Below are 24794 nucleotides of genomic sequence, written 5' to 3'. Positions count from 1 at the left end.
GGGCTAGACAGGAATGGAGGGACGCATGATCCACAAGAATTGGGCAGAACTTATCAAGCCGACCCAGCTCGACGTGAAGCCGGGCAACGATCCCGCGCGCCAGGCAACTGTTGTTGCCGAGCCGCTCGAGCGTGGCTTTGGTCTTACACTCGGCAACGCGCTGCGCCGCGTTCTGATGTCGTCGCTGCAAGGCGCGGCCATCACTTCGGTTCAGATCGACAACGTTCTCCACGAGTTCTCGTCTGTCGCCGGTGTGCGTGAAGACGTGACCGACGTTATCCTGAACCTCAAGGGCGTAAGCCTGCGCATGGAAGTCGAAGGCCCCAAGCGCCTCTCGATCCAGGCAAAAGGTCCGGGTGCCGTGACTGCTGCTGACATCTCCGACAGCGCGGGTATCGAGATCCTGAACAAGGATCACGTGATCTGCCACCTCGACGACGGTGCCGACCTGTTCATGGAACTGACCGTGAACACCGGTAAAGGCTACGTTTCGGCTGACAAGAACAAGCCGGAAGATGCCCCCATCGGCCTGATCCCGATCGACGCGATCTACTCGCCGGTCAAGAAAGTGTCCTATGACGTGCAGCCGACCCGCGAAGGTCAGGTTCTCGACTATGACAAACTGACCATGAAAGTGGAAACCGACGGTTCGATCACCCCCGAGGACGCAGTTGCCTATGCAGCCCGCATCCTTCAGGACCAGCTGACCATCTTCGTGAACTTCGAAGAGCCCGAGTCGGCAGGCCGTCAGGAAGAAGACGATGGTCTCGAGTTCAATCCGCTTCTGCTCAAGAAAGTGGACGAGCTGGAACTGTCTGTCCGTTCGGCAAACTGCCTCAAGAACGACAACATCGTCTACATCGGCGATCTTATCCAGAAAACCGAAGCCGAGATGCTCCGCACCCCGAACTTCGGCCGCAAGTCGCTCAACGAGATCAAAGAAGTTCTCTCGGGCATGGGCCTGCACCTGGGCATGGACGTCGAGGACTGGCCGCCGGACAACATCGAAGATCTGGCCAAGAAGTTCGAAGACAGCTTCTAAAGAACACGGAGGGTCCCCTCGGTCCCTCCATCAAATGCCCGGACAGCCGGGGAATACATGGGCACTTCCGCCCCAAGGTGAGCACCCGACACGCATCGGGTGCCGGACAAAGCAAAACGCGAAGAAGGAACTGAACAATGCGTCACGCAAAAGGCTACCGCCGCCTGAACCGTACTCACGAGCACCGCAAGGCCCTGTTTGCAAACATGGCTGGCTCGCTCATCGAGCACGAGCAAATCAAAACCACCCTGCCCAAGGCAAAAGAACTGCGTCCGATCGTTGAAAAACTGATCACCCTGGCGAAAAAAGGCGACCTGCACGCCCGCCGTCAGGCCGCATCGCGCCTCAAGGAAGACCAGTACGTTTCGAAACTGTTCGACGTTCTGGGCCCGCGCTACGCCGAGCGTCAGGGCGGCTATGTCCGTATCCTGAAAGCTGGCTTCCGCTATGGCGACATGGCACCGATGGCGATCATCGAATTCGTTGACCGCGACGTCGATGCCAAAGGCGCGGCCGACAAGGCACGCGTTGCCGCTGAAGAAGCAGCAGCCGAAGAAGCATAAGAACGTCGGGAATATCCCGGTTCTGGCCCCGCTCGGTCTCCGAGCGGGGCTTTTTCGTTTCTATACCCCGCCACGTGACGTTGGGGCATCCTACCCTGTTGACACACCGCCCCCCCGTCGCCCACACAGTCACCGCGCAACCGGACACGATCCTGACAACAGGGGACAGACATTCATGAGACTTCTTGGCATCCTTCTTTCGGCCGTCGCCATCCTGTTTCCCTTCGTCTGGTTCCCCGAAATCGCCGCCAACCGCGACAGCATCGCCCTGTTCAGCCAGTACATGGGCATCGCCGCCCTCATCGGCATGGCCATCGTCCAGTTGATCGCCACGCGGCTTGCGATCGTCGAGTGGCTCTTCGGCGGTCTCGACCAGAGCTATGTCGTCCACAAATGGCTGGGCATCCTGTCGATGTTGTTCCTGTTGATCCACGACACCGTCGATGCCGAGATGAACAGCCTTGGCCGCCAGTCGATGCTTGAGGAACTCGCCGAAACCCTTGGCGAACTGAGCCTCTATGGCCTCCTGATCCTCGTCGTGATCACGGTCGCCACCTTCATTCCCTACCATCTCTGGCGCTGGACCCACCGCTTCATGGGCGGTTTCTTCCTCGCCGGGGCCTTCCACTATCTCTTCATCCTCAAGCCCTTCAAGAACGGCGATCCGCTGGGCCTCTACGTCTCGGCCTTCTGCCTGCTCGGAACGCTCGCCTTTGCCTGGCGGCTTTTGCCCGCCTCCATGCGCCCCTCGCGCAGCTACAAGGTTCAGTCGGTCGCGCAGACAGGCACGGCGCTTGAAATCACCATGCAGCCTCAAAGCCGCCCCATGCGCCACCGTGCCGGGCAGTTCGCCTTCGTCAGCTTTGCAGGCGCCGAGCCCCATCCCTTCACGATTTCCAATGCCCCCGATGACAGCGGCAGCATCCGCATGACCGTCGCGCGCCTTGGGGACTACACCCACCGTCTGCACCGCGACCTGCGCGAAGGCACGACAGCCCGCCTCGAAGGACCCTTTGGCCACTTCGAAAGACAATCTTCCAAGCGCGATGAAATCTGGGTCGCTGCGGGCATCGGCATCACCCCGTTTCTGGCCTGGGCGAATGACCTGGCCGATGACAGCCGCAAGATCCATCTCTTCTATTGCGTAAAATCTGAGGCCGATGCCGCGCACCTTGCCGAAATCCGCGCCCTGGCCGAACGCCACGCAAACCTGACCCTGCACCTGCACGAATCCACCCAAAGCGGCCGTATCACCGCCGAAGACATGCTGGCCCGCGCGGGCCTCGCCGCCGAGACAACCGTCGTGTCCTTCTGTGGCCCCAAGCAAATGCGCCTTGCCCTCAAGGAGGGTTTCGAACGCCTTGGCATCACCGGAAAGCGTTTCCGCTACGAAGAGTTCGAGATCAGAACCGGCGTCGGCCTGCGCAAGTTCGCCGCGATCCTGTTTGAACGCGTGACCCTTCCACGTGGGCTTGCCGACAAGCTGCCGCGCTAGCCAGCCACCACCACCGCGCCTTCTCTTTTGCTTTGCCAGAAAACTTGGGCAATCATGCCGGACGAAGCATCAAGGAACGCGTCATGAATGATGAAACCCTCCCTGTAGAATTCACTGGCCCCGCCGCCTGGCTTGGTAGCGACATGCAGGCCCACCCCGAACGCTGGCTCATCGAACTTGCCCCGCAGGACATCCACGATCTCGAACAGGCGGCCCGCCACTACCTGTCGCTTGGTCGCGATATCGGCGAAATCACCGCACAGGACTTTCCGCTCACGCATTTCGCCGATCACCTCGCAGGGCTGCGCAGCAAACTGATCGACGGCATCGGTTTCGAGGTCCTGCGCGGATTGCCCGTCGGCACATATTCTCAGGAAATGGCCGCCGCGATCTTCTGTGGTGTCGGCGCGCACCTTGGCTCGGCCCGCTCCCAGAATGCCGCTGGTCACATCCTTGGCCACGTCCGCAACGTCGGGGCCGATCCCAATGATCCCAATACCCGGATTTACCAGACCAGCGCCCGCCAGACCTTTCACACCGACAGCGCCGATATTGTGGGTCTGCTTTGCCTGAAAGAAGCGCACGAAGGCGGCGACAGCCTCTTGGTCAGCGTGGAAACACTCTACAACCGGATGCGCGCCCTGCGTCCGGACCTGCTGGACAAACTGTTCGACCCTCTCGCCACGGACCGCCGCGGCGAGGTCCCTGAAGGGATGAAGCCCTACATGACCATTCCGCCCCTCTCGTGGCACGGGGGCAAGCTCACGGTGTTCTACCAGCGCCAGTATATCGATTCGGCCCAGCGGTTCCCCGAGGCCATGCGCCTGACCCCGGATCATGTCGCCGCGCTCGATCTGTTTGATTCCCTCGCCAATGATCCCGAGTTGCACATCCAGATGCGGCTACGGCCCGGCGACATGCAGTTTGTCTACAACCACTCACAGCTGCATGACCGAACCGGCTTTACCGACTGGCCGGATCCCGATCAACGCCGCCACCTGTTTCGCCTCTGGCTCTCACCCATGGGTGACAGGGACCTGCCGGAATGTTTCAAACAAAGATACGGCAGTATCGAGATCGGCAATCGCGGCGGCATCGTGACCCGCGAAACGCGCCTTCATGCGCCGTTGGACGGCTAGGGCACGCGCTTACCTGATCCACCCTCTTTCGCGATAGTACCGCGCTGCGCCGGGATGCAGTGGCGCGACCAATCCGTCACGGGCCATGGCGCGTTCGCGAATCCGGTCGTGCGCGGGGTGCAACCGGCGCAGCGCCTTGGTGTTCTCGATCGTCGATTTCACGAAGGCATAGACCGTATCCTCGGCAACCGCCGCGCGGGACAGGATGACAACCTTGGTCGCAATGGTCTGAACCGGAGCGCCGTTCCCGGCATACATTCCCCCCGGTACCGAGGATTTCACAAAAGCCTTCGACGATTTCGTAAGCCGGTTGATGATCGAACTCGGCAACGGCAGAACCTTGGCCTTGCAGGTCTGGACAGCTTTCTGAACAAGCCCCGTTGGATGCGCGACATGAAACAGGATCGCGTCCAGCTCTCCTTTGCAAAGGGCTCCGGCACGATCACGGGTGCGGCCGATGTCGATGAAGGGAAAATCGCTGATCTCCCATCCATAGACGGCCCGGATTTCATCGAACACTTCCGGCGTGATCCCCGCGATGCTGATCCTCTTACCCTTCAGATCCGAAAGCTGTTTGACCTCGGACTCGCCGGCCACAAGAAAAGTCAGGGGCATGTCGAACAACGAGACGACCGACCGAAGGCTCTTGTCTCCGCCTGACGCCTTGAACTTGAACCGCCCGTCATAGGCCCAGCCGGCCCAGTCGGAAGGCACCATGCCAAACTCGATCTTACCGCGGTTGATGTCTCGAAGGTTCGCCGCGCCGCCCTTGGACGCCTTGACCCGACACTTCACATCCTTGTTGCCGTTCTCGAACAGCCCGCACAGCGCCTCGCCCGTCGGATAGTAAAGTCCCTGCCGCGCGCCTGCACCAATCGTGATCTTGTCAGCTGCCATCGCCGGCAGGGCAGACATGGCGACAAAGGCACTGAAAAGGGCAGAGGTGAACAACTTGGGCGCAGGCATCAACGGGAACTCTCGACATTGGAACATCGGACAACGGTTCAGTGATCGGATGATTGCCGCGAGATGTCAAACTGGCCGCGATTGGGGAAACCCTTTGTTAACGGCGCACGGCACCTTAACCGTGCCGGATCAGGCTCTTTCTGCACTGCAGTACCGACGTAATACCGACATGATACGGCCGGGATACCGAACGGGGTTTTTCGCTGATTCGCTGCGTACGCTTGCAATCCTCTTCCGGCCTTCGCATATCTGGGGCAAACACCACGGAGGCCCCATGTTTCGTTTGATTGCCGCCCTTGTTCTGCTTGCCTTGCCGCTCAAGGCCGAGACCCGTATCCCCCAGTCACAGGCCGAGATCGCATTCGGCTTTGCCCCTCTGGTCAAACAGGCCGCGCCTGCCGTTGTGAATATCTATGCCAAACGCGTAGTCGAGGTGCGTGAAAGCCCCTTCATGGGGGATCCATTCTTTCAAAATCTCTTTCGAAATCAAGGGCGTATCCGCCCCAAGGTGCAAAACTCCCTTGGCTCTGGCGTGATCCTGTCCGAGGATGGAATCCTCGTGACGAACTATCACGTCGTCGGCTTGGCGACCGATATTCGGGTCCAGTTGAACGACCGTCGCGAGTATTCCGCCAAGGTGCTTTTGTCGGATCAGGAAAGCGATTTGGCGATCCTTCAGATGCAAGATGCCAGCGACATGCCCTACCTCCATCTGCGCGATAGCGAGAGCGTGGAAGTCGGCGAACTCGTCCTCGCCATCGGCAATCCTTTCGGCGTCGGCCAAACCGTAACCTCCGGAATCGTCTCCGGCCTAGCCCGAAGCGGCACCGCCACCGGCAACGCCCGCGGGTATTTCCTTCAAACAGACGCTCCGATCAACCCTGGCAACTCGGGTGGGGCATTGGTGGATGTGAACGGCGATCTGGTAGGGGTGAACACGTCGATCCTCACGCGATCGGGTGGGTCGAACGGAATTGGGTTCGCCATTCCTTCGGCGCTGGTGAGCCAGTTTGTCGAACAGGCGCGCGCTGGTGGCACGAATTTCGTGCGCCCATGGGCCGGAATGGGCGGGCAGCCCGTAGATTCCGATCTGGCAGAGACCTTGGGTTTGGGGCGTCCTGGCGGTGTGCTGATCTCCGAGTTGCATGAGGAAAGCCCCTTTGCAAGCAAAGGCTTGCAGGCGGGCGACGTGATTCTAGAAGTTGAAGGCCAGCCGGTGAATGGGCCTGCTGAAATGATTTACCGAATGTCTGTCGCCGGAATTGGGAAAGACGTCGACATTCTGGCAGTGATGGGTGGTGAGCTTTCCAGCGTTCGGGTGCCCATGATCGCCGCGCCGGATACGCCGGACCGTGAGGAATTGACCACCACCCGCAAGTCGGCGCTGCCCGAGTTGACGATTTCAAATATCAACCCGGCAGTGATCGCGGAGTACAACCTGCCGCTCAATATTATCGGGGTGGTTGTGACAAATCCCGGTAAGGCCGGTGGTCGCCTTGGTCTGCGCCCGGGTGATGTGCTGCGCCAGATTGACGGAACAGAAATCGAAACCACGGCAGATGCGAAATCGGCCTTGCGTCAGGCTTCGCGCAGCGTGACGATGGAGATCCTGCGGGGCGGTCAACGGATCGTCTCACGTTTCCGGATCTGATTCATGGCTGACCTGTTCGACAATTCACCAACCACCGTCCCAGACACGGCGCCCCGGCCTTTGGCCGACAGGCTGCGTCCAAAGTCACTCGGTGAGGTGATCGGACAGGAACAGGTGCTTGGCCCAGAGGCGCCTTTGGGGGTGATGCTCGCGTCGGGGAGCCTGTCGAGCCTGATTTTCTGGGGTCCGCCCGGGGTTGGGAAAACCACGATTGCCCGGCTTCTTGCCGATGAAACAAACCTGCATTTCGTACAGATCAGCGCGATTTTCACAGGTGTTCCGGAACTGCGAAAGGTGTTCGAGGCGGCCAAGATGCGCCGCCAGAACGGGCAGGGCACCCTGCTGTTCGTGGATGAGATACATCGATTCAACAAGGCGCAGCAGGATGGGTTCCTGCCGCACATGGAAGACGGCACGATCCTCCTTGTGGGTGCCACCACGGAAAACCCGTCGTTCGAACTCAACGCTGCTGTGCTCAGCCGCTCCCAAGTTCTTGTTCTGGAACGGCTTTCGCTTTCTGATCTCGAACGGCTTGCCCAACGAGCCGAAAAAGAGCTGGATCGTTCGTTGCCTCTGGATGGTCATGCGCGCGAAGCCTTGCTGGAGATGGCGGATGGTGACGGGCGCGCGCTCTTGAACCTGATCGAACAGGTCTCGGCTTGGAAGGTCGACGGCAAACTCAATTCAGATGCCCTGTCGAACCGTCTGATGAAGCGGGCAGCAAAGTATGACAAGGGTGGGGATGAGCACTACAACCTGATCTCGGCGCTGCACAAATCCGTACGTGGCTCCGATCCGGATGCCGCGCTTTACTGGTTTGCAAGGATGCTGGCAGGCGGCGAAGATCCGCGGTTCCTTGCGCGCAGGATCACCAGGATGGCGGTGGAGGACATCGGGCTGGCTGATCCTCCGGCGCAGGCCGTATGCCTGCAAAGCTGGGAGACCTATGAACGCCTCGGCAGTCCCGAAGGAGAGTTGGCCCTCGCGCAGGCGGTGCTCTATCTGGCGCTCGCTCCCAAATCGAACGCGGGCTATGCCGCTTACAAGGAAGCAATGCGCACGGCCAAGAAAACCGGTTCCGAGCCGCCGCCAAAACACATCCTGAATGCCCCGACGCGGTTGATGGAAGAGCAGGGCTATGGTGCCGGATATCAATACGACCACGACGCAGAAGACGGGTTTTCCGGCCAGAACTATTTCCCGGATGGTTTGAAACGTCCGGTGATCTACACCCCGGTCGAGCGGGGATTCGAACGTGAGCTGAAGCGGCGGCTGGACTATTTCTCAAATCTGCGCAGCAAGCGTAACGGTTAGGGTTCACTCTGCGATCACGAAGCCCTCCGCGCCCTTGCTTTGCTTGACAATCAGGGCAGCGCGGGTGAGAGACGGGCGATGGTAACAACCCTTGCATATGTGGCTCTTGGTGGAGCAACCGGCGCCTGTTTACGCTATTTGACCGGCATCGGGGTGACCCGGCTTGTCGGGCATGGGTTTCCGCTTGGAGTGATCACCGTCAACATCATCGGGTCTTTCCTGATGGGCGCATTTGTCGTTTGGGCCGCGCACCGCAGCCAGACGCATCTGTCGCCTTTGGTGATGACGGGTTTCCTTGGAGGGTTTACCACGTTCTCGGCATTCTCACTGGAGGCCGTGAACCTGTTTGAGCGGGGTCAGACCGGAGCTGCGGCTTTGTATGTTTTGATCTCGGTTGTTGGGTCGATCGGGGCGTTGTTCCTGGGCCTTTGGGTGGCAAGAGGGATTTTGACATGAGCCGAGTACAGACCATTGAGGTCGCCGCTGACGATGCAGATCAACGGCTGGACCGCTGGTTGCGCCGCATGTTTCCCCATGTGAACCAGATCCGCATCGAAAAGATGTGTCGCAAAGGCGAACTGCGCGTAGATGGGGCGCGGGCAAAACCCGCAACCCGCCTTGAAGCCGGACAGCAGGTGCGTATTCCGCCTCTGCCGGAGCCGGGCGCACAGCCAGAGCGCGTGGCTCCCCGTGTGTCGGACAAGGATGCGCGCATGATCCGCGATTGCGTGATCTACAAAGACGATCAGGTCATCGTGATCAACAAACCTCCGGGATTGGCGACACAGGGCGGTAGCAAGCAAACCAAACACGTGGATGGTTTGGCGGAGGCTCTGAAATTCGATTACGACGAAAAACCGCGTCTTGTGCACCGTCTCGATAAGGATACGTCCGGGGTTCTGCTGCTTGCGCGCACGCGTCAGGCGGCAAGCGCGTTGACAGCTTCGCTGCGCCACAAGGAAACGCGCAAGATTTATTGGGCCGTCGTGGCCGGGGTGCCGACACCGTACCTTGGCGAAATCAAGTATGGCCTGGTCAAGGCGCCGGGGCATGGGCGGCGAGGTGAAGGCGAAAAGATGTTATGCGTGCATCCGCGCGATGTGGCGGACACGCCGGGCGCCAAACGTGCTATTACCCAATACGCGACGCTTTTCCGCGTGGCGAGCCGCGCTGCATGGGTCGCGATGGAGCCGATTACCGGTCGCACCCACCAGCTGCGCGCCCATATGGCCGAGATTGGGCATCCGATTGCTGGCGACGGGAAATATGGTGGATCGGCGCAAGAGAACCTTGGGGATGGATGGGGCGCCCAAATGGGAGGGATCATTTCGAACAAGCTGCATCTGCACGCGCGTTCGATGACCTTTGAACACCCTGAAACGCGCAAGGTCATGACGGTCACTGCCGAGCTGCCTGAACATATGGCGCGGACCTGGGAAACCTTTGGTTGGACGCCTGACCTTGCCGCTGACGATCCTTTCGAGGAACTTCGATGACCGATCTGCGCCTTGTGGTGTTTGACGTCGATGGCACCCTTGTTGATAGCCAGGGCGATATCCTCGCCGCAATGACGCAGGCCTTTCACGGAATCGGTGAGACGGCCCCAAGCCGGGAAGACATCCTCGGGATTGTTGGGTTGTCGCTTGACGTGGCAATGCCCCGTTTAGCGCCCGATCTCGTACGTGAACAACACTTTGCCCTAGTAGACGGCTACAAGCAGGCCTATTTCGACCTGCGCGAGGCTGCGGGCACGTCGAATTCCTCTCCGCTGTATCCTGGAGCACGCGATGTGCTGGATACCCTGGCAGTACAGGATGACGTGCTGCTGGGCGTCGCAACCGGGAAGTCGCGCAGAGGGCTGGACAAGCTTCTGGAAGGCCACGGACTGCAGAAGACCTTTGTGACCGAACAAGTCGCCGACTTTCACCCCTCCAAGCCGCATCCTTCGATGTTGCAGGCCGCTTTGGCGGACACCGGGTTGGAGCCATCGCAAGCGGTTATGGTCGGCGATACCAGTTTCGACATGGAAATGGCGCGTGCCGCCGGAATGAAAGCAATTGGCGTGAGCTGGGGATATCACCCCGTCGACGCGCTGCATCTTGCGGATGTGGTGATCGATTCTTTTCATCAGTTGCCGTCTGCAATTGAACGTATTTGGGGAATGGACACATGAGTGGTTGGGCAAAGAAAGTCTTCTGGAAAGAAACAACGGTTGAGGCAGAGGGCGATGGGTTTACCGTGCGTCTGGATGGTCGTGCGTTGAAGACACCGGCTAAGGCATCACTTGTTGTGCCCACGCAGGAGATGGCCGAGGCCATTGCCGAAGAATGGCGTGCGCAGGATGGTGAAGTTGACCCAACATCAATGCCCGTGACACGCTCGGCCAATGCTGCAATCGACAAGGTGGCTGTTCAACATGCCGAGGTCGCGGACATGCTGGCGGAATACGGCGGAAGCGATCTGTTGTGCTATCGGGCGACATCTCCGGAAGAGCTTATCGCGCGTCAGGCCGATGCCTGGGATCCCTTGCTGCGGTGGACGGAACAGGAGTTCGGGGCAAAGCTCGTGCCTGTTGCGGGAATCATGCACCAACCACAGGATGAAGCCTCTCTAGAACGTCTGCGGTCTGCGGTTCATGCACTCGACAATTTCGAGCTGGCGGCCTTTCACGATCTCGTTAGCATTTCGGGTTCCCTGGTGCTTGGATTCGCTGCCGCAAGAGAATTCCGGGCGCCGGAAGAGATTTGGGCTTTGTCGCGCATTGATGAAACCTGGCAAGAAGAGCAGTGGGGCGTTGACGAAGAGGCAGCAGAGCAAGCCGAAGTGAAATTTCGGGCCTTCCTGAACGCCGAACGCTTTTTCAAAATGTCGCATTAACCGGCCATTTTGTCCGATACTTACCGACTTCCCGAGAGCCTGCTCGCATTAATTGTATTCTGTGATACGGCTCTTGACGTTTCGCGATGAATGCGACCAAACTGGTCCATGCTGAGGGGGGAGCACCCTTTCCAGTATCGCTCTTGGTCAAAACTGACCGGATCATAAACCGCCCAAAAAGGGCGGACCATCAGGAAGAGGTAAATATGAAAAAATCCGTAATTTTTGGTGCGCTGACTGTTGCTGGCCTTGCGGCTGGCGCTGCTGCTGCTGGCACGCTGGATGACGTGAAAGCACGCGGCAAGCTGAACTGCGGCGTGACCACGGGTCTGGTTGGCTTTGCTGCACCTGACGCAAACGGCAACTGGGACGGCTTTGACGTAGGCGTCTGCCGCGCCGTTGCTGCTGCCGTTCTGGGTGACGCAAACGCGGTCGAATTCGTTCCGACCACCGGTAAGACCCGCTTCACTGCTCTGGCATCGGGTGAAATCGACATGCTGGCGCGTAACACCACCTGGACCTTCTCGCGTGACGTGGACCTGAAGTTCACCTTCGTTGGCGTCAACTACTATGATGGCCAAGGCTTCATGGTTCCGGCTGAACTGGGTGTTTCGTCGGCCAAGGAACTGGACGGTGCAACCGTTTGTATCCAGACCGGTACCACCACCGAACTGAACCTCGCGGATTTCTTCCGCGCCAACAACATCAGCTACGAGCCGGTTCCGATCGAAACCAACGCCGAAGCGCAGCAACAGTACCTCGCAGGTGCGTGTGACGTTTACACCACCGACGCGTCGGGCCTTGCTGCAACCCGCGCGACTTTCGAAGACCCGGGCGCGCACGTGCTGCTGCCTGAAATCATCTCGAAAGAGCCGCTCGGCCCGCTTGTTCGCCACGGCGACAACAACTGGGGTGACGTGGTTCGCTGGTCGCTGAACGCGCTGATCACCGCAGAAGAACTGGGTGTGACCTCGGCAAACATCGCCGAGATGTCTGCAGGCACCAACAACCCGGAAGTGAACCGTCTGCTCGGTACCGAAGGCTCGCTGGGCGAAATGCTCGGTCTGTCGGCTGACTGGGCCAAGAACGCCATCATGGCGGGCGGCAACTATGGTGAACTGTTCGAGAAGAACATCGGTGAGAACACCCCGATTGGTCTGGCGCGTGGTCTGAACGCACAGTGGACCGACGGCGGTCTGATCTACTCGCCGCCCTTCCGCTAAGAACGACTAAGTCGAAGGGCGCGAGATCATCCTCGCGCCCTTCGCACTTTACCAAGCAATGAATCGGCCACCGGCGCAAAAGCCATCAAAAAAACAAGGCCGAGCAACGGGGAACATCCCAAATGACCACATTGACCGACCCTCCCAAGGAGTCGTTCCGGATATCTATGCTTATCCATGATACCCGGTATCGCTCACTGACGTTCCAGGCGATAGCGGCCGCGCTTCTGGCGCTGGCGATCTGGTATCTGGGCAACAACCTGATCCAGAACCTTCGCGCCGCCGGACTGAACATTTCCTACAGTTTCCTTGGCGAACCTGCTGGCTATGACATCAACCAGCGACTCGTCGACTACGACAGTCAGTCAACCCACGCCAAAGCCGCCCTCGTCGGCCTGCTGAACACGCTTCTGGTTGCCTTTTTGGCCTGTGTGACCGCGACGATCTTCGGCGTGATTGCCGGCGTTCTGCGCCTTTCGAACAACTGGATCGTCTCGAAGCTGATGGCGATCTATGTCGAGATCTTCCGCAACATTCCGGTGCTGATCTGGATCATCATCATCTTCACCATCATGACGGCGGTTCTGCCGGGCCCAAGGGCCTTCCGCGGCGACAATGCGACGTCGAGCATGGTGTTGGACCTGTTCGCGTTCACCAACCGCGGGATCTACATCCCGATGCCTTGGTTCGAAAGCGGGTTGTTTGCCTCGCCGACGATGAACTGGGTTCTTGTTCTGGCTGTACTGGCTGGTTCGTGGTTCGCCACACGTCGGGTTTCCGCTTGGGCGACGCACAAGCAGGAAGATACCGGCGTACGCCCCAAAACGATTTGGATCAACCTTGCTATCTGGTTCGTTCCGGTGGCGCTTCTTCTCATGATAATGGGGCTGACCTGGGAAGTTCCCGCCCTCAAGGGCTTTAACTTCAAAGGCGGCATCAAGATCGGTGGCCCGCTGATCGCCCTGTGGTTCGCGCTGTCGATCTACACTGGCGCATTCATCGCCGAAAACGTACGTGCCGGTATTCAGGCTGTCTCGAAAGGACAGACCGAAGCGGCATCTGCACTTGGCCTGCGCTCTGGTCGCGTGATGAACCTGGTGGTGCTGCCGCAGGCACTGCGTGTCATCATCCCGCCACTGATCTCGCAGTACCTGAACATCACAAAAAACTCTTCGCTGGCGATTGCGGTTGGCTATGCCGATATCACTGCAACGCTGGGTGGGATCACGCTGAACCAAACCGGTCGTGCTATCGAATGCGTTCTGTTGCTGATGCTGTTCTATCTGACTGCGTCGCTGCTGATCTCGATGGCGATGAACCTGTACAACGCTTCCGTGAAGCTGAAGGAGCGCTGAGTCATGTCCGATCAAAATGCGAACCCTTATGCTTTCGTAAGAACTGAAACACTGCCTGAATTGCCGCCGCCAGCGCGCGAAACGGGGGCCGTCAAATGGATGCGGGAAAACCTGTTCTCAAGCATTCCCAACGGAATACTGACGGTTCTGGCGCTGTATTTCATCTATCTCGTGCTTTCAGGCACCTTGCCCTGGATCATGGGAGGTATCTGGACAACCTCCTCGCTCGCGGAATGTCGGGAAATTCTGGACGGCAAATCTGCTGCCTGTTTCTCCGTACTGACCGAGCGTTGGAACCAGCTTCTTTACGGCTTCAAGTATCCGGTCGAGGCGTACTGGCGTCCCAACCTGGCCTTGCTGCTGTTGCTGATTGCGATTGCACCTGTGTTGTTCTTCGATCTGCCGCGCAAGCTGCTGATTTTCACTGCCATATATCCTTTCTTGGCCTTCTGGCTGATCTGGGGTGGAACGATCCTGGCGCCTATCGTGGCTCTGCTCGGGGTTGTTGCAGGCGGCGTTGTCTTCCAGCTTTACGGCAAGAACAGTTTCGCTGTTGGCTTCTTTGGCGGCATCATCGCGGCCTTTGTGGTGTGGTGGCTCGGTGGGGCTCTCATTCCCGAGGGCGCGTCGGAGAACGCCATGCTGGCAGCTGTGCCATCGCGTGACCTTGGCGGCTTCATGTTGAACATGATGTTGGGTGTGACCTGTGTGTCCTTGTCGGTGCCGCTTGGCATCGCGTTGGCTCTGGGTCGTCAATCCGACATGCCGCTGATCAAAGGCATCTGCGTCATTTTCATCGAATTTGTACGTGGTGTACCGTTGATTACGCTGCTGTTCGTGGCATCGGTCATGCTGTCATACTTCTTCCCTCCGGAAAGTACGGTGGACTTGTTCCTGCGCGTGGTGATCATGATCACGATGTTCTCGGCGGCCTATATCGCCGAGGTTATCCGTGGTGGTCTCGCGGCTCTTCCAAAGGGACAGTACGAAGCTGCTGACAGTCTCGGCTTGGACTACGCACAGGCGATGCGTCTGATCATCCTGCCGCAAGCGCTCAAAATCTCGATTCCCGGCATCGTTAACGTCGCCGTTGGTCTGTTCAAGGATACCACCCTGGTTTCGGTCATCTCGATGTTCGACCTCGTGGGCATGATCCGCGGCCCGATCTTGGCGTCGACGGAATGGAACGGCGTCTACTGGGAACTCCTGGGCTTTGCCGCCCTGTTGTTCTTCGTCGTCTGCTACGGAATCTCACAATACTCACAATGGTTGGAGCGTCGTCTCGCAACCGATCATCGCTAAGGAGTTCACACTATGTCTGAACTTATGTCCGACCGCGCAATCGACCGCTCCAAAATGCATGTGGGCAGCGAGGTTGCGATTGAAATCTCCAACATGAACAAGTGGTACGGGACGTTCCACGTGCTGCGTGACATCAACCTCACGGTTCATGAAGGCGAGCGTATCGTTATCGCCGGGCCTTCGGGCTCGGGTAAATCCACCCTGATCCGTTGCATCAACCGTCTGGAAGAACACCAGTCGGGCAGCATCGTGGTGGATGGCACCGAACTGACGAGCGATCTCAAGAACATCGACAAGATCCGTTCGGAAGTGGGGATGTGTTTCCAGCACTTCAACCTGTTCCCGCACCTGACGATCCTCGAGAACTGTACGCTGGCTCCGATCTGGGTGCGTAAGACGCCCAAGAAAGAGGCCGAGGAAACGGCGATGCACTTCCTTGAGAAGGTGAAAATCCCGGATCAGGCGCACAAGTACCCCGGTCAGCTTTCGGGTGGTCAGCAGCAGCGTGTGGCGATTGCCCGTTCGCTTTGCATGCGTCCGCGTATCATGCTGTTCGACGAACCGACTTCGGCGCTTGACCCCGAGATGATCAAAGAGGTGCTCGACACCATGATCGAGCTTGCGGAAGAGGGCATGACCATGCTTTGCGTGACCCACGAGATGGGCTTTGCCCGTCAGGTCGCGAACCGCGTGATCTTTATGGACCAGGGTCAGATCGTTGAGCAGAACGAGCCGGAAGAGTTCTTCAACAATCCGAAGAGCGAGCGGACCCAGCTGTTCCTCAGCCAGATTCTCGGCCACTGATAAAGGCATGCAAACAAAGAGAAAGCCCCGCCATTGGCGGGGCTTTCTCCGTTTTAGGCATGGGGCCTAGGTTAGTTCTCTTGGAATGACGAAGGCCTTTACTTTGCCGGTTCCGAAAGACACCTCGTTCCAGCTATCTGCTTCGAACTCAAGCACCGTGGTGGCGCAGGTGGGATAGTCCAGAAAACGTTCGTGCGAAGGTAGTTTCGTGGCAAGACGTTCGGCAAATTCGCCGGTCCCGGGGTTGTGGCCCAGCATCATCACGGTATTGCCCGAAGCGCCTTGTAAGGCCTTCAGCATGTTCTGCGCGCTCGACAAATAAAGCGACCTGTCAAACTCTGCCGGTGCCTTGGTTTCCATCAGCGCGTGGGTTTCACGGGTGCGTTCGGATGTGGAGCTCAGAACGGTGTCAGGGGCGTAGCCTTTGCGTCGCAGCCAGTCACCCACCGCCTTGGCGGAAGCGCGACCACGTTTGTTCAGCGGGCGTTCGTGATCCGAAAGAGCTGGTTCCTTCCAGCTGGATTTCGCATGACGAACGAGGATCAATCTAAGTGTCATTCTCGAGAAAGACTCGCATATGGTAGGAGGATTGTTCCTCCATTCTGCCATAGTCTGCATTCGCGGGACAAGCGCGGCGCACCTCGCATCCGCGTGTCAGGCACGGATGTTCATCTATTGATCGCATGACGTTGCGACAGCCTTGGACATCGTAGGTGCCGGTTGCAAAAGCATTCACCGGGCAGGTCGTAAGGCACGGTTTATCAACGCAGTTTTCGCAGGGGGACGTAGGTGCAGGCGGGAGGTCGAGTTTTTCTCTCAGCGCGATTGCGCCGCGGAATGACACGAAAAGCCCAGCACGATCATGAACCAGAAGGTTGATCGGAGACGAGTGGCAGCGCCCCGTCTTAAGCGCCCAGCTGTAGAAAGGATTGTAGGGTGGCCCGGTGAAGGGAAAAAAGGCGCGTGCGCCCAGTTCCTTGGCGAGGTCCGTGACAACACGGGTGGACCACCGATCAACAGGATCGGGTTTGCCGTCAAGATACTCGGGTTGTGAAGTGAAATGCGCCCAGAACCGGGGTTCTTTGGGAGACAGCATCAAGAGGGTGCCGGCATCTGCAATATCGCCATCCTCTTCGGTCGGGTGGAACCCGCCGAGGATGTCTAGGTGCAGGGCCTGTGCGGCTTTGAGAACAGAGTCGTAGGTCATTTCCTGCGAAACGGTAGAGCGAGGCTCCAGCCGAGTCGAGAGGGACGATCATCTTGCCATTGCAGGCCGATCGTCATGCCCTCATGCCCCTTTTCGGGTTGGGCAATATAGGTCCCAAAGAGTCTGTCCCAGATTGAAAGGGCAAAGCCATAGTTGCTGTCGTGTTCGTGGCGATGAACCGAGTGATGAACCCTGTGCATGTCCGGTGTCACGAGGACCAGGCGAACGATGCGGTCCAGCCAGATTGGCAGACGCATGTTGGCGTGATTGAACATAGCGGTGCCGTTCAGGATGACTTCGAACAGGATAATGGCCAAGGCGGACGGGCCAAGGAGGTAGACGAGGCCGATCTTGAGCAACATCGAGAACGCGATTTCAACCGGGTGAAAGCGGATGGCGGTTGTTACGTCGATGTCACGGTCGGCATGGTGGACACGGTGAAGACGCCAGAGGATCGGGACTTTGTGCGTGATGAGGTGTTGCAGCCAGATCGCGAAGTCGAAAACCAGAATGGCCAATATCGTCTCGGGGACGGTGCCCAGATCAAGGCGATTGAACAGTCCCCAACCGTTTTGACCGGCGTCCATCGCCGCGCCCACGGCAAGGAGAGGCAAGGCAAAGGCCATGAGGCGCAGGATGAGCGTATTGGTGATGGTCATTGCCCAGTTGGTCACCCAACGCTTGCTGCGTGGCTGGGTTCGGGCGCGCCGTGGTACAAGGGCCTCGATCGTGGCGAAGAGGGCAAACAGGCCCGCAAAGACACTTAGGCGGATCAGGGCTTCGTTTTCCATACAGGTCACCTCGGGGAATTCGATGATCTATATGTATTCCGTTCGTGGAATATTGAAACCCCTAGCACCTAGTCCCCTCGAATAAGTGATCCGGCGCCGTGTTCCGTGAACAGTTCAAGCAGACAGGCATTCGGAGCGCGGCCATCCAGAATGACCACGGCACGGACACCGTCTTCGATGGCGTTCAGCGCTGTTTCCGTCTTGGGAATCATGCCGCCCGCGATCACACCCTCAGCCGTGAGGTCACGGATCTGTTGCGCCTTGAGTTCGGTCATGACATCGCCCTCGGCGTTCTTCACGCCGGAGACGTCGGTCAAAAGCAGCAGGCGGTCTGCGTTGAGTGCGCCCGCGATGGCACCGGCGGCGGTGTCGCCATTCACGTTGAATGTCTCACCGTTGCGGCCCGCGCCAAGAGGCGCAATCACCGGAATGGTATCATTGGCAAACAACTCGTGCAGGAGCGCGGGGTTCATGTCGGCAGGGGTGCCTACGAAACCGAGATCCGGGTTGGTCTGATCGCAAACCATGAGGTTCGCATCCTTACCCGACAAGCCAACAGCCTTGCCGCCCTGACGGTTGATTGCCTGAACGATGCGTTTGTTTACCACACCGGACAGAACCATTTCGACAACTTCGACAGTCGCAGCATCGGTGACGCGTTTTCCGTTGACGAACTCGGACTGTATCTCGAGTTTCTTCAACATAGCGTTAATCATCGGTCCGCCGCCGTGAACGATCACCGGATTGACCCCAACCTGGCGCATCAGAACCACGTCTCGGGCAAAGTCATCCATCGCCTCGTCGCTGCCCATGGCGTGGCCGCCGAGCTTAATAACGACAATCGCGCCAGTGTAGCGCTGAAGGTAGGGAAGAGCCTGGGACAGGGTCCGGGCGGTGGCGATCCAGTCGCGGTTCATGTTCTGCTTCTTCATCTATCGGTGTCCTCTTGGCCGTTGTTGTTAGACCTTTGGGCCTTCGGTGCCAAGGGGCATTGCCTCTTGGTGGGAATGCGGTAGGTGTTATCCTGAGCGAGAGGATAGGTGTGTCATGGCGGATTCGCGGAAAACCCTTTTGATTACAGGCGCTAGCCGGGGCATTGGTCATGCCACGGTGCGACGTTTTCACCGCGAAGGCTGGCGGGTTGTCACGGTGTCGCGCACGCCCTGCGCACCGGAATGCCCCTTTGCGAAACCGGAAAACCACCTGATGCTCGACCTGTCGGACGCGGCGAATACGATCAATGCCGTAGGTCAGCTGCAGGAAATGCTCGATGGGCGTCTGGATGCCTTGGTCAACAATGCCGGTGTTTCCCCGAAAGGCCCCGAGGGCGAGCGGCTCAATACGCTGAACACCGACCTCATGACCTGGGGGCAGGTCTTTCACGTAAATTTCTTTGCCTCAGTGGTACTTGCGCGAGGTTTGAAGGAAGAGTTGGCGGCGGCGAAAGGGTCGGTTGTGAACATCACTTCTATTGCGGGGAGCCGGGTGCATCCGTTTGCGGGGGCGGCTTATGCGACGTCGAAGGCGGCGCTGGCGGCTTTGACGCGGGAGATGGCGCATGATTTCGGGCCTTTGGGGGTGCGGGTGAACGCGATTGCCCCCGGTGAGGTGGAGACGGCGATCCTTTCGCCGGGCACCGACAAGATCGTAGAAAAGCTTCCACTTCAAAGACTTGGCCAGCCTGACGAGGTCGCCGCAGCAATCTATTTCCTGTGCTCGCAGGAGAGTTCCTACATCTCGGGATCAGAGATCGAGGTGAACGGGGCGCAGCACGTCTGACGCCATCGAATCAGCCCCAAATCCTATTGATTAATCGGGAAAACCGGCTGCGGTATCGCGTCGGTGCAACGTCGGTATTGCTTTCGCAAAACGCATGGTTAACGGAGCGAGCGCCGAGGCAAAGGGTAACCGAAACCTTAAAGAAGCACGCCCCGCCAACCAGAGCGGGACGTGCCATTTTATCACGACAACGCGCGGCGCAGCGGTGCGATGTTGTTCAGGACAAGAAGATCAAACGCAAAGACACCGAGGAAGGTGAGACCTGCCAGCGGGAACGCCAGAGACAGGAACAGACCAACCAGAACGGCGCCCTTCCAATGCGGCATCTCGGCCGGGGTTGGCGGCGCAGCAAGGCGCGCGGCACGCGCGGGGCGGCGTTTGACCCACATGACGACACCTGACAGGCTGATGAAGATCACGCTCAGGCAGAACAGCGTGTTCAGCGCGAGGTTCCAAAGCCCCATGAGGCCCATGTGGAAGGGCACGCTGACTGCCATGGTTTTGCCCATGGCCGAATAGTCGGCAAAGCGCACATCGGCGAGGATCTTGCCGGTGTATTGGTCGACATGGATCGTTGTATCGCTGAAGGGGTCTGTGCTGTCGCTGCTCATCGAATCGCGGTTGATGGTCCAGACGCCGGTTTCGCCGCCCGGATAGGCGACGCGGAAACGCCCTGGAAGGCCGAGGCTTTGACCAAGGGCAATCAGGTTGTCGATGTTGACGGGTGTGCCTTCGGGGATGCCGAACTGACCGGCGTCTGACCCGGAGGCGGGCATGGGCGTTTGTTCCAGCGCCCATGGCACATCGTTGGTGTGGCCGTGATTCATGCTGGCATGGGTGGCGTCGGACAGGGGAACGTTGTCCCATTTGGCGGCGGGGAAGCTGCTCCAGGGTTGAACGAATTTACCACCCCAGACGCCGGCCCAGGACAGGCCGGAAAGCAGAAACACAACCATCAGGATGGACATCCAGAAGCCGATCGATCCATGCAGTGATTTCCAGAGGCTGCGGCCCCTTGCCCTCAGGTTGGGGATCAGAATGCTGGTGTCGCCGCCACGTGGCCACCACATGTAAAGGCCGGTCACGACCAGCACGAGACCCAGACCTGCCGCGATTTCGATCAGGCGGTCGCCGGTGGTTCCGATCAACAGATCAGAGTGGATGTTGTCGGCAAAGTCATACCATCCGGCGCGGCGATCCCAGGTCTCGATGATTTCACCGCTGTATTGGTCAATGGCGACCATGCGGTTTCCGGTTTCGGTTTTGACGCGGAAAACGGTTGCCAGATCGGGGGATTTGGGGCCGATCCATTCGGCAATTGTGCCGGGCTCGGCCGCGAGGACCGCATCGGACAGCGTGCTGGCGGCCATGGCTTCGCCAGTTGGGGTGACGGTGATCTTCTCGCCGTCGCGGCCGTCGAAGAGGTTGATGTACATCATCATCAGGCCGGTGACGGCGAGCATGATCATGAAGGGGATGACATAGAGCCCGGCATAGAAGTGCCAGCGCCAGGCAGACATGTAGAATTTTTGCGACAGCGCGTTCGCGCCGCCGTTGGTTTCGGTGGTCATGAGAGTCTCCAATAGACACGAAAGGGCAGGCCAGAGGCGCCCTGTTGATTTCAGATTGTCAGTGAGTGTCAGGAGAGATGTGGCGGACCACGGGCATCATAGCGCCAGTGAAAACCGGCGCTGCGATGGGTAAAGTCGCGGTGTTGCCAGCGGTTGATCACCGGGGCGACCATGTTCACGGCAGCGGGGGAAGAGTGCGACAGGTCTGCGGTTTGAACAGCCGCAAACGGGCAGGTCGAACTGGCGCGGGGATCGCTGTCGTCATGTGGGGTAGCATCGTCAAGATCGACAACGCGTTCCTCAACGCCGTATGCGGTACAGATCACCATCACCACCTTGCCGCTGTCATCCATGACGGGCATCCAGCCCTGAGGGATCAGGCTTGTCACTGCGAGCGCGATCAAAAGCAGTGCTGACAGGGGCAGGCGGCGGAGCATGGGGTTAGTCCAGGCTAGCGATGAGGGCCCGCAGGGTGGGGATGCCAAAGCCCTTTTCCGAACTTGTCAGAACGAGCTCGGGGAAGGCGGCAGGGTGTTTCGACAGTTTTCCGCGGACCTGATCGAGGATCTTCTCGCGGTCTTTCTCTTTCACCTTGTCGGTCTTGGTCATGACGACCTGGAAGGTGACGGCAGAGCTGTCCAGCAGGGACATGATTTCTTCGTCCACGGCCTTAACGCCATGGCGAGAGTCGATCAGGACAAAGGCGCGGCGCAGGTTCACGCGGCCCGAAAGGTACTGCTTGAGAAGCTTTTGCCACTTTTCGACCACCGGCAGGGGGGCGTTTGCATAGCCGTAGCCGGGAAGGTCGACGAGATAGTGGCTCTCGGCGAGGGTAAAGAAGTTGATTTCCTGCGTGCGGCCCGGCGTGTTGGAGGCGCGGGCGAGGCGGGTGCGGCCGGTCAGGGCGTTGATCAGAGACGACTTGCCAACATTCGAGCGGCCCGCAAAGCAGACTTCGATCCGGTCTGCCGGGGGCAGACCGTTCATGGCAACGACACCCTTGAGGAAATCGCTGTTGCTGCCGGCAAAGAGCTTGCGACCTTGCTCGCGTGCGAATTCTTCGGGTTCTTCGACGACGGGGAAGGGCAGTTGCATCACGAAACCTCTACGGTGTCGCCCACGGCGACGTCACCTGTGCCGGTGACAACGGCATAGACGCCAAATTCCTGGTGGCCACGCTTGTTCAGGGCATCCAGCGTATCCGCATCGCGCGCGCCGGTTTCCGGGTTGGCGGTGGTTGCGAGGCAGCGGGTGATCTCTTCGCGAACTTCCAGGGTGGCCCCGCCGATGCGCAGGGTTTTCCCGATCCAGGTTTTCTCTTCCCATGGCTCGAGGCCGGACAACAGGATGTTGCCGCGCCAGCGGTCCATGGACAGAGGCATCTTCATCTGCTCGGACAGGGCTTCGTTCGAAGCGATGTTGAGAAGGCTGATCGACGGGAAATCGGTGTCGGTCATGCCGCGATTCTCGACACGCAGGATGCGGGCCGACTGCGCGCGGTCGGCGGGCATGATCGGGCGCACCCAGTTCAGAAAGCCGCGCAGTTGGGTATCGGGGTTGAAGGTGATCTCGCCGTGACGCGGGTGCGTCAGGGTGACGGTGCCTTCGTCCTCGTTGCTTTTGGCGGTCACGGCCATCAGGCCGGGAGCCTTGGCCCCGCGCGAGAAGTTCACGCAGGCCACCCATTTGGAGCCGTCCGCCTTGGACACCTCATGCGCCACGGCCCAGCGGCGATCCCATGGCATGGTCTCGCCTTCGGTCAGAGTCACCCGGTCCACGGACTCGCGTCCGTGGGATTTGATCGGGTGACGCCAGAGGGCAGCGACGCGGATGCTCATCAGTCGCCCGACTTTGCCTTGCGGGCAAAGCTGCTCTTGATGTTGCCGAAGACGTCGGGTTTGTAGCCGTGGCTGCGCATGATGAGGTATTGCTGCGTAAAGGTGATCACGTTGTTGGTGATCCAGTACAGCACGAGGCCGCTTGCAAAGCTACCCAGCATGAACATGAAGACCCAGGGCATCCAGGCAAAGATCATCTGCTGGGTGGGGTCGGTGGGGGCCGGGTTCAGCTTCTGTTGCAGCCACATCGAGATACCCAACAGGATCGGCAGGATGCCGAGGCTGAAGATTTCGAAGAAGCCCAGTTCCGGAACCGCGAAAGGCAGGAGGCCGAAGAGGTTGATGATCGACGACGGATCGGGGGCCGACATGTCGGTGATCCAGCCAACCCAAGGGGCGTGACGCAGTTCGAGGGTTACGAAGATCACCTTGTAGAGCGAGAAGAAGATCGGGATCTGGATCAGGATCGGCAGACAGCCCGAGGCGGGGTTCACCTTTTCCTTCTTGTAAAGCTCCATCATGGATTGCTGCAGCTTCTGGCGATCGTCGCCAGCGGCCTCTTTCAGCTTTTCCATCTGCGGCTGGAGTTCTTTCATCTTGGCCATCGAGGCATAGGATTTATATGCCAGCGGGAAGACCACGATCTTGATCAGGACGGTCAGGCCGATAATCGCCCAGCCCATGTTGCCGATCAGGGCGTTCAGCCAGTGCAGAACCGCGAAGATCGGTTTGGTCAGGAAGAAGAACCATCCCCAGTCGATGGTGTCGAGGAAGCGGTAGATGCCGGATTCGTTCTGGTAGTTGCGGATGGCTTCCCATTCCTTGGCACCGGCAAACAGGCGCGATTCCATGTTCTTGGTTTCGCCTGCGGCAAGGGTCATGGTGGGGAAGCGGGCGATGGCCTCGTAGGTGTCGACCTGCGGCGAGTAGCGCAGAACCGAGGTGAAGGGCTGATCGCTGTTGGGGATCAGCATCGCCATCCAGTAGTGATCGGTAAAGCCGGTCCAGCCGTTGCCGGAGACCTGTTCGACGTCAGCGCCCGGTCCCCAGACCGGATCAACGCCAAAGTCCTGCATGTCGGAATAGTCGATGTCTTCTCGCTCTTCCGAGAGTTGGCGCATTGCGCCTTCGTGCAGGATGAAGAAGTTCTTGAGGTCCTGCGGCTCGCCATGGCGGGTCAGGGTGCCGTAGGGCGCCAGCGAGACGGTTTCCGAACCGCTGTTCTGAACGCTTTGATTGACCGAGAACATGTAGTTCTCGTCGATGCTGAAGGTGCGGCGGAAGGTCAGGCCGTTGCCGTTGTCCCACTTGAGGGTGATCGGCGAGGTGGTCGACAGGGTCGAGCCGCTTTCGAGGGACCATTCGGTGTTGGCACCGGGAACCTGGTCGAGCGAGAGGCCTGCGCCGGGGGCCCAGCCATAGAGGGCGTAGAAGGCGTTCGGCTCGCCGCGTTTGGCAAGGAAGGTCACCGTCGGCGAATTTTCGTCGAGGGTTTCGCGGTAGTCGTTCAGGTGCAGGTCGTCGAGACGGCCGCCCAGAAGCGAGATCGAACCGCTCAGGCGATCCGTGGCGATGTCGACGCGCGGGGCATCCTTGGTTTCCACGACGTCGGCCGTGTTTGTGGCCGCGCCGGCATCAGCTGCGGCGTTCGGGGTTGCCGCCGCGGGCTGGGTTGCCTCAGCGGTGATCGCGGGTGCGTTGGGATCTTCCACCGGATCGGGCGGGGGAAACATGATAAACCAGACCAAAATCACGACGAAGCTGAGTGCGGTCGCGAGAATGAGGTTCTTGTTCTGATCGTCCATTGCCGGAAGCCACCTGTCTCTTGAAACTTTGTGGTGGTTCAACAGAGGTGAGACCCAAAGGTCAAGCGGTTA

25 protein-coding genes are annotated in these 24794 nt (G+C 59.1%); 15 read left to right on the top strand and 10 right to left on the bottom strand.

Features of this window, described 5'->3' with window-relative positions; genetic code table 11:
- Positions 1-25 precede the first annotated feature (25 nt).
- From ABWV42_RS19325 to ABWV42_RS19310, 4 genes are all read left to right on the top strand, one after another.
- Positions 26-1042 (top strand): DNA-directed RNA polymerase subunit alpha, encoded by a 1017-nt coding sequence (locus ABWV42_RS19325; RefSeq protein WP_255109906.1) that lies wholly within the window; start codon positions 26-28, stop codon positions 1040-1042.
- A 137-nt stretch (positions 1043-1179) separates the two neighbouring features.
- Entirely contained in the window at positions 1180-1605 is a 426-nt protein-coding gene (gene rplQ, locus ABWV42_RS19320; protein ID WP_255109909.1) for a 50S ribosomal protein L17, read from the top strand.
- Positions 1606-1780: 175 nt separating this feature from the next.
- Positions 1781-3100: a ferredoxin reductase family protein gene (locus ABWV42_RS19315; protein ID WP_353341612.1), complete on the top strand. Its 1320-nt coding sequence runs from the start codon at positions 1781-1783 to the stop codon at positions 3098-3100.
- Positions 3101-3183: 83 nt separating this feature from the next.
- A complete protein-coding gene (locus tag ABWV42_RS19310) occupies positions 3184-4239 on the top strand; it encodes a TauD/TfdA family dioxygenase (protein ID WP_353341611.1) in 1056 nt (351 codons plus the stop codon).
- A 9-nt stretch (positions 4240-4248) separates the two neighbouring features.
- Here ABWV42_RS19310 and ABWV42_RS19305 read toward each other — a convergent pair whose 3' ends face one another.
- Positions 4249-5205 carry a TAXI family TRAP transporter solute-binding subunit gene (locus ABWV42_RS19305; RefSeq protein WP_353341610.1) on the bottom strand — a complete coding sequence of 319 codons (957 nt, stop codon included), beginning with the start codon at positions 5203-5205 and terminating at the stop codon, positions 4249-4251.
- Between the two features lie 274 nt (positions 5206-5479).
- Here ABWV42_RS19305 and ABWV42_RS19300 point away from each other — a divergent pair, with 274 nt between their 5' ends.
- The 10 genes from ABWV42_RS19300 (at position 5480) to ABWV42_RS19255 (ending at position 15731) form a co-directional block, all read left to right on the top strand.
- Positions 5480-6856 carry a trypsin-like peptidase domain-containing protein gene (locus tag ABWV42_RS19300; RefSeq protein ID WP_353341609.1) on the top strand — a complete coding sequence of 459 codons (1377 nt, stop codon included), beginning with the start codon at positions 5480-5482 and terminating at the stop codon, positions 6854-6856.
- Between the two features lie 3 nt (positions 6857-6859).
- Entirely contained in the window at positions 6860-8170 is a 1311-nt protein-coding gene (locus ABWV42_RS19295) for a replication-associated recombination protein A (protein ID WP_353341608.1), read from the top strand.
- Positions 8171-8248: 78 nt separating this feature from the next.
- Positions 8249-8626, top strand: coding sequence for a fluoride efflux transporter CrcB (crcB, locus tag ABWV42_RS19290; RefSeq protein WP_353341606.1), 378 nt, complete (start codon positions 8249-8251; stop codon positions 8624-8626).
- The gene (locus tag ABWV42_RS19285; RefSeq protein ID WP_353341605.1) at positions 8623-9666 is read left to right on the top strand and encodes an RluA family pseudouridine synthase; all 1044 of its coding nucleotides are present in this window, start codon (positions 8623-8625) and stop codon (positions 9664-9666) included. The genes crcB and ABWV42_RS19285 overlap by 4 nt, the downstream gene beginning before the upstream one ends.
- Positions 9663-10343, top strand: a complete 681-nt coding sequence (locus ABWV42_RS19280) for an HAD-IA family hydrolase (RefSeq protein ID WP_353341604.1) — start codon at positions 9663-9665, stop codon at positions 10341-10343. Before ABWV42_RS19285 ends, ABWV42_RS19280 begins: the two co-directional genes overlap by 4 nt.
- Positions 10340-11047: an ATP12 family chaperone protein gene (locus ABWV42_RS19275; protein ID WP_353341603.1), complete on the top strand. Its 708-nt coding sequence runs from the start codon at positions 10340-10342 to the stop codon at positions 11045-11047. The genes ABWV42_RS19280 and ABWV42_RS19275 overlap by 4 nt, the downstream gene beginning before the upstream one ends.
- A 206-nt stretch (positions 11048-11253) precedes the next feature.
- Positions 11254-12270 (top strand): amino acid ABC transporter substrate-binding protein, encoded by a 1017-nt coding sequence (locus tag ABWV42_RS19270; protein ID WP_255109931.1) that lies wholly within the window; start codon positions 11254-11256, stop codon positions 12268-12270.
- A gap of 122 nt (positions 12271-12392) precedes the next feature.
- Entirely contained in the window at positions 12393-13625 is a 1233-nt protein-coding gene (locus ABWV42_RS19265; RefSeq protein WP_255109933.1) for an amino acid ABC transporter permease, read from the top strand.
- Between the two features lie 3 nt (positions 13626-13628).
- A complete protein-coding gene (locus tag ABWV42_RS19260; protein ID WP_353341602.1) occupies positions 13629-14927 on the top strand; it encodes an amino acid ABC transporter permease in 1299 nt (432 codons plus the stop codon).
- 12 nt (positions 14928-14939) lie between these two features.
- Positions 14940-15731, top strand: coding sequence for an amino acid ABC transporter ATP-binding protein (locus tag ABWV42_RS19255; protein WP_353341601.1), 792 nt, complete (start codon positions 14940-14942; stop codon positions 15729-15731).
- Between the two features lie 66 nt (positions 15732-15797).
- On the opposite strand, the gene ABWV42_RS19250 is transcribed toward ABWV42_RS19255, so the two are convergent.
- From ABWV42_RS19250 to argB, 4 genes are all read right to left on the bottom strand, one after another.
- Positions 15798-16289, bottom strand: a complete 492-nt coding sequence (locus tag ABWV42_RS19250) for a SixA phosphatase family protein (protein ID WP_353341600.1) — start codon at positions 16287-16289, stop codon at positions 15798-15800.
- Positions 16279-16938 (bottom strand): ferredoxin, encoded by a 660-nt coding sequence (locus ABWV42_RS19245; RefSeq protein WP_353341599.1) that lies wholly within the window; start codon positions 16936-16938, stop codon positions 16279-16281. The genes ABWV42_RS19250 and ABWV42_RS19245 overlap by 11 nt, the downstream gene beginning before the upstream one ends.
- Positions 16935-17729 carry a sterol desaturase family protein gene (locus tag ABWV42_RS19240; protein ID WP_353341598.1) on the bottom strand — a complete coding sequence of 265 codons (795 nt, stop codon included), beginning with the start codon at positions 17727-17729 and terminating at the stop codon, positions 16935-16937. The genes ABWV42_RS19245 and ABWV42_RS19240 overlap by 4 nt, the downstream gene beginning before the upstream one ends.
- A 68-nt stretch (positions 17730-17797) precedes the next feature.
- The gene (gene argB, locus ABWV42_RS19235) at positions 17798-18661 is read right to left on the bottom strand and encodes an acetylglutamate kinase (protein WP_255109942.1); all 864 of its coding nucleotides are present in this window, start codon (positions 18659-18661) and stop codon (positions 17798-17800) included.
- 115 nt (positions 18662-18776) lie between these two features.
- Here argB and ABWV42_RS19230 point away from each other — a divergent pair, with 115 nt between their 5' ends.
- Positions 18777-19508 (top strand): SDR family NAD(P)-dependent oxidoreductase, encoded by a 732-nt coding sequence (locus ABWV42_RS19230; protein WP_255109943.1) that lies wholly within the window; start codon positions 18777-18779, stop codon positions 19506-19508.
- Positions 19509-19690: 182 nt separating this feature from the next.
- Here ABWV42_RS19230 and ABWV42_RS19225 read toward each other — a convergent pair whose 3' ends face one another.
- The 5 genes from ABWV42_RS19225 to yidC form a co-directional block, all read right to left on the bottom strand.
- A complete protein-coding gene (locus ABWV42_RS19225) occupies positions 19691-21079 on the bottom strand; it encodes a PepSY-associated TM helix domain-containing protein (protein WP_353341596.1) in 1389 nt (462 codons plus the stop codon).
- A gap of 68 nt (positions 21080-21147) precedes the next feature.
- Entirely contained in the window at positions 21148-21516 is a 369-nt protein-coding gene (locus ABWV42_RS19220; RefSeq protein WP_353341595.1) for a DUF2946 family protein, read from the bottom strand.
- Positions 21517-21520: 4 nt separating this feature from the next.
- Positions 21521-22174 (bottom strand): ribosome biogenesis GTP-binding protein YihA/YsxC, encoded by a 654-nt coding sequence (gene yihA, locus ABWV42_RS19215; protein ID WP_255109949.1) that lies wholly within the window; start codon positions 22172-22174, stop codon positions 21521-21523.
- Positions 22174-22917, bottom strand: a complete 744-nt coding sequence (locus ABWV42_RS19210; protein ID WP_353341593.1) for an MOSC domain-containing protein — start codon at positions 22915-22917, stop codon at positions 22174-22176. The genes yihA and ABWV42_RS19210 overlap by 1 nt, the downstream gene beginning before the upstream one ends.
- Positions 22917-24722, bottom strand: coding sequence for a membrane protein insertase YidC (gene yidC / locus ABWV42_RS19205; protein WP_353341592.1), 1806 nt, complete (start codon positions 24720-24722; stop codon positions 22917-22919). The genes ABWV42_RS19210 and yidC overlap by 1 nt, the downstream gene beginning before the upstream one ends.
- Between the last annotated feature and the right edge of the window lie 72 nt (positions 24723-24794).

The organism is Pelagimonas sp. KU-00592-HH (assembly GCF_040369695.1).
In the GTDB taxonomy this organism is placed as follows: Bacteria; Pseudomonadota; Alphaproteobacteria; order Rhodobacterales; family Rhodobacteraceae; genus Shimia.
The sequence above is the reverse complement of the archived record's forward strand: the minus strand, read 5'-3'. Positions and strand labels throughout refer to the sequence as shown.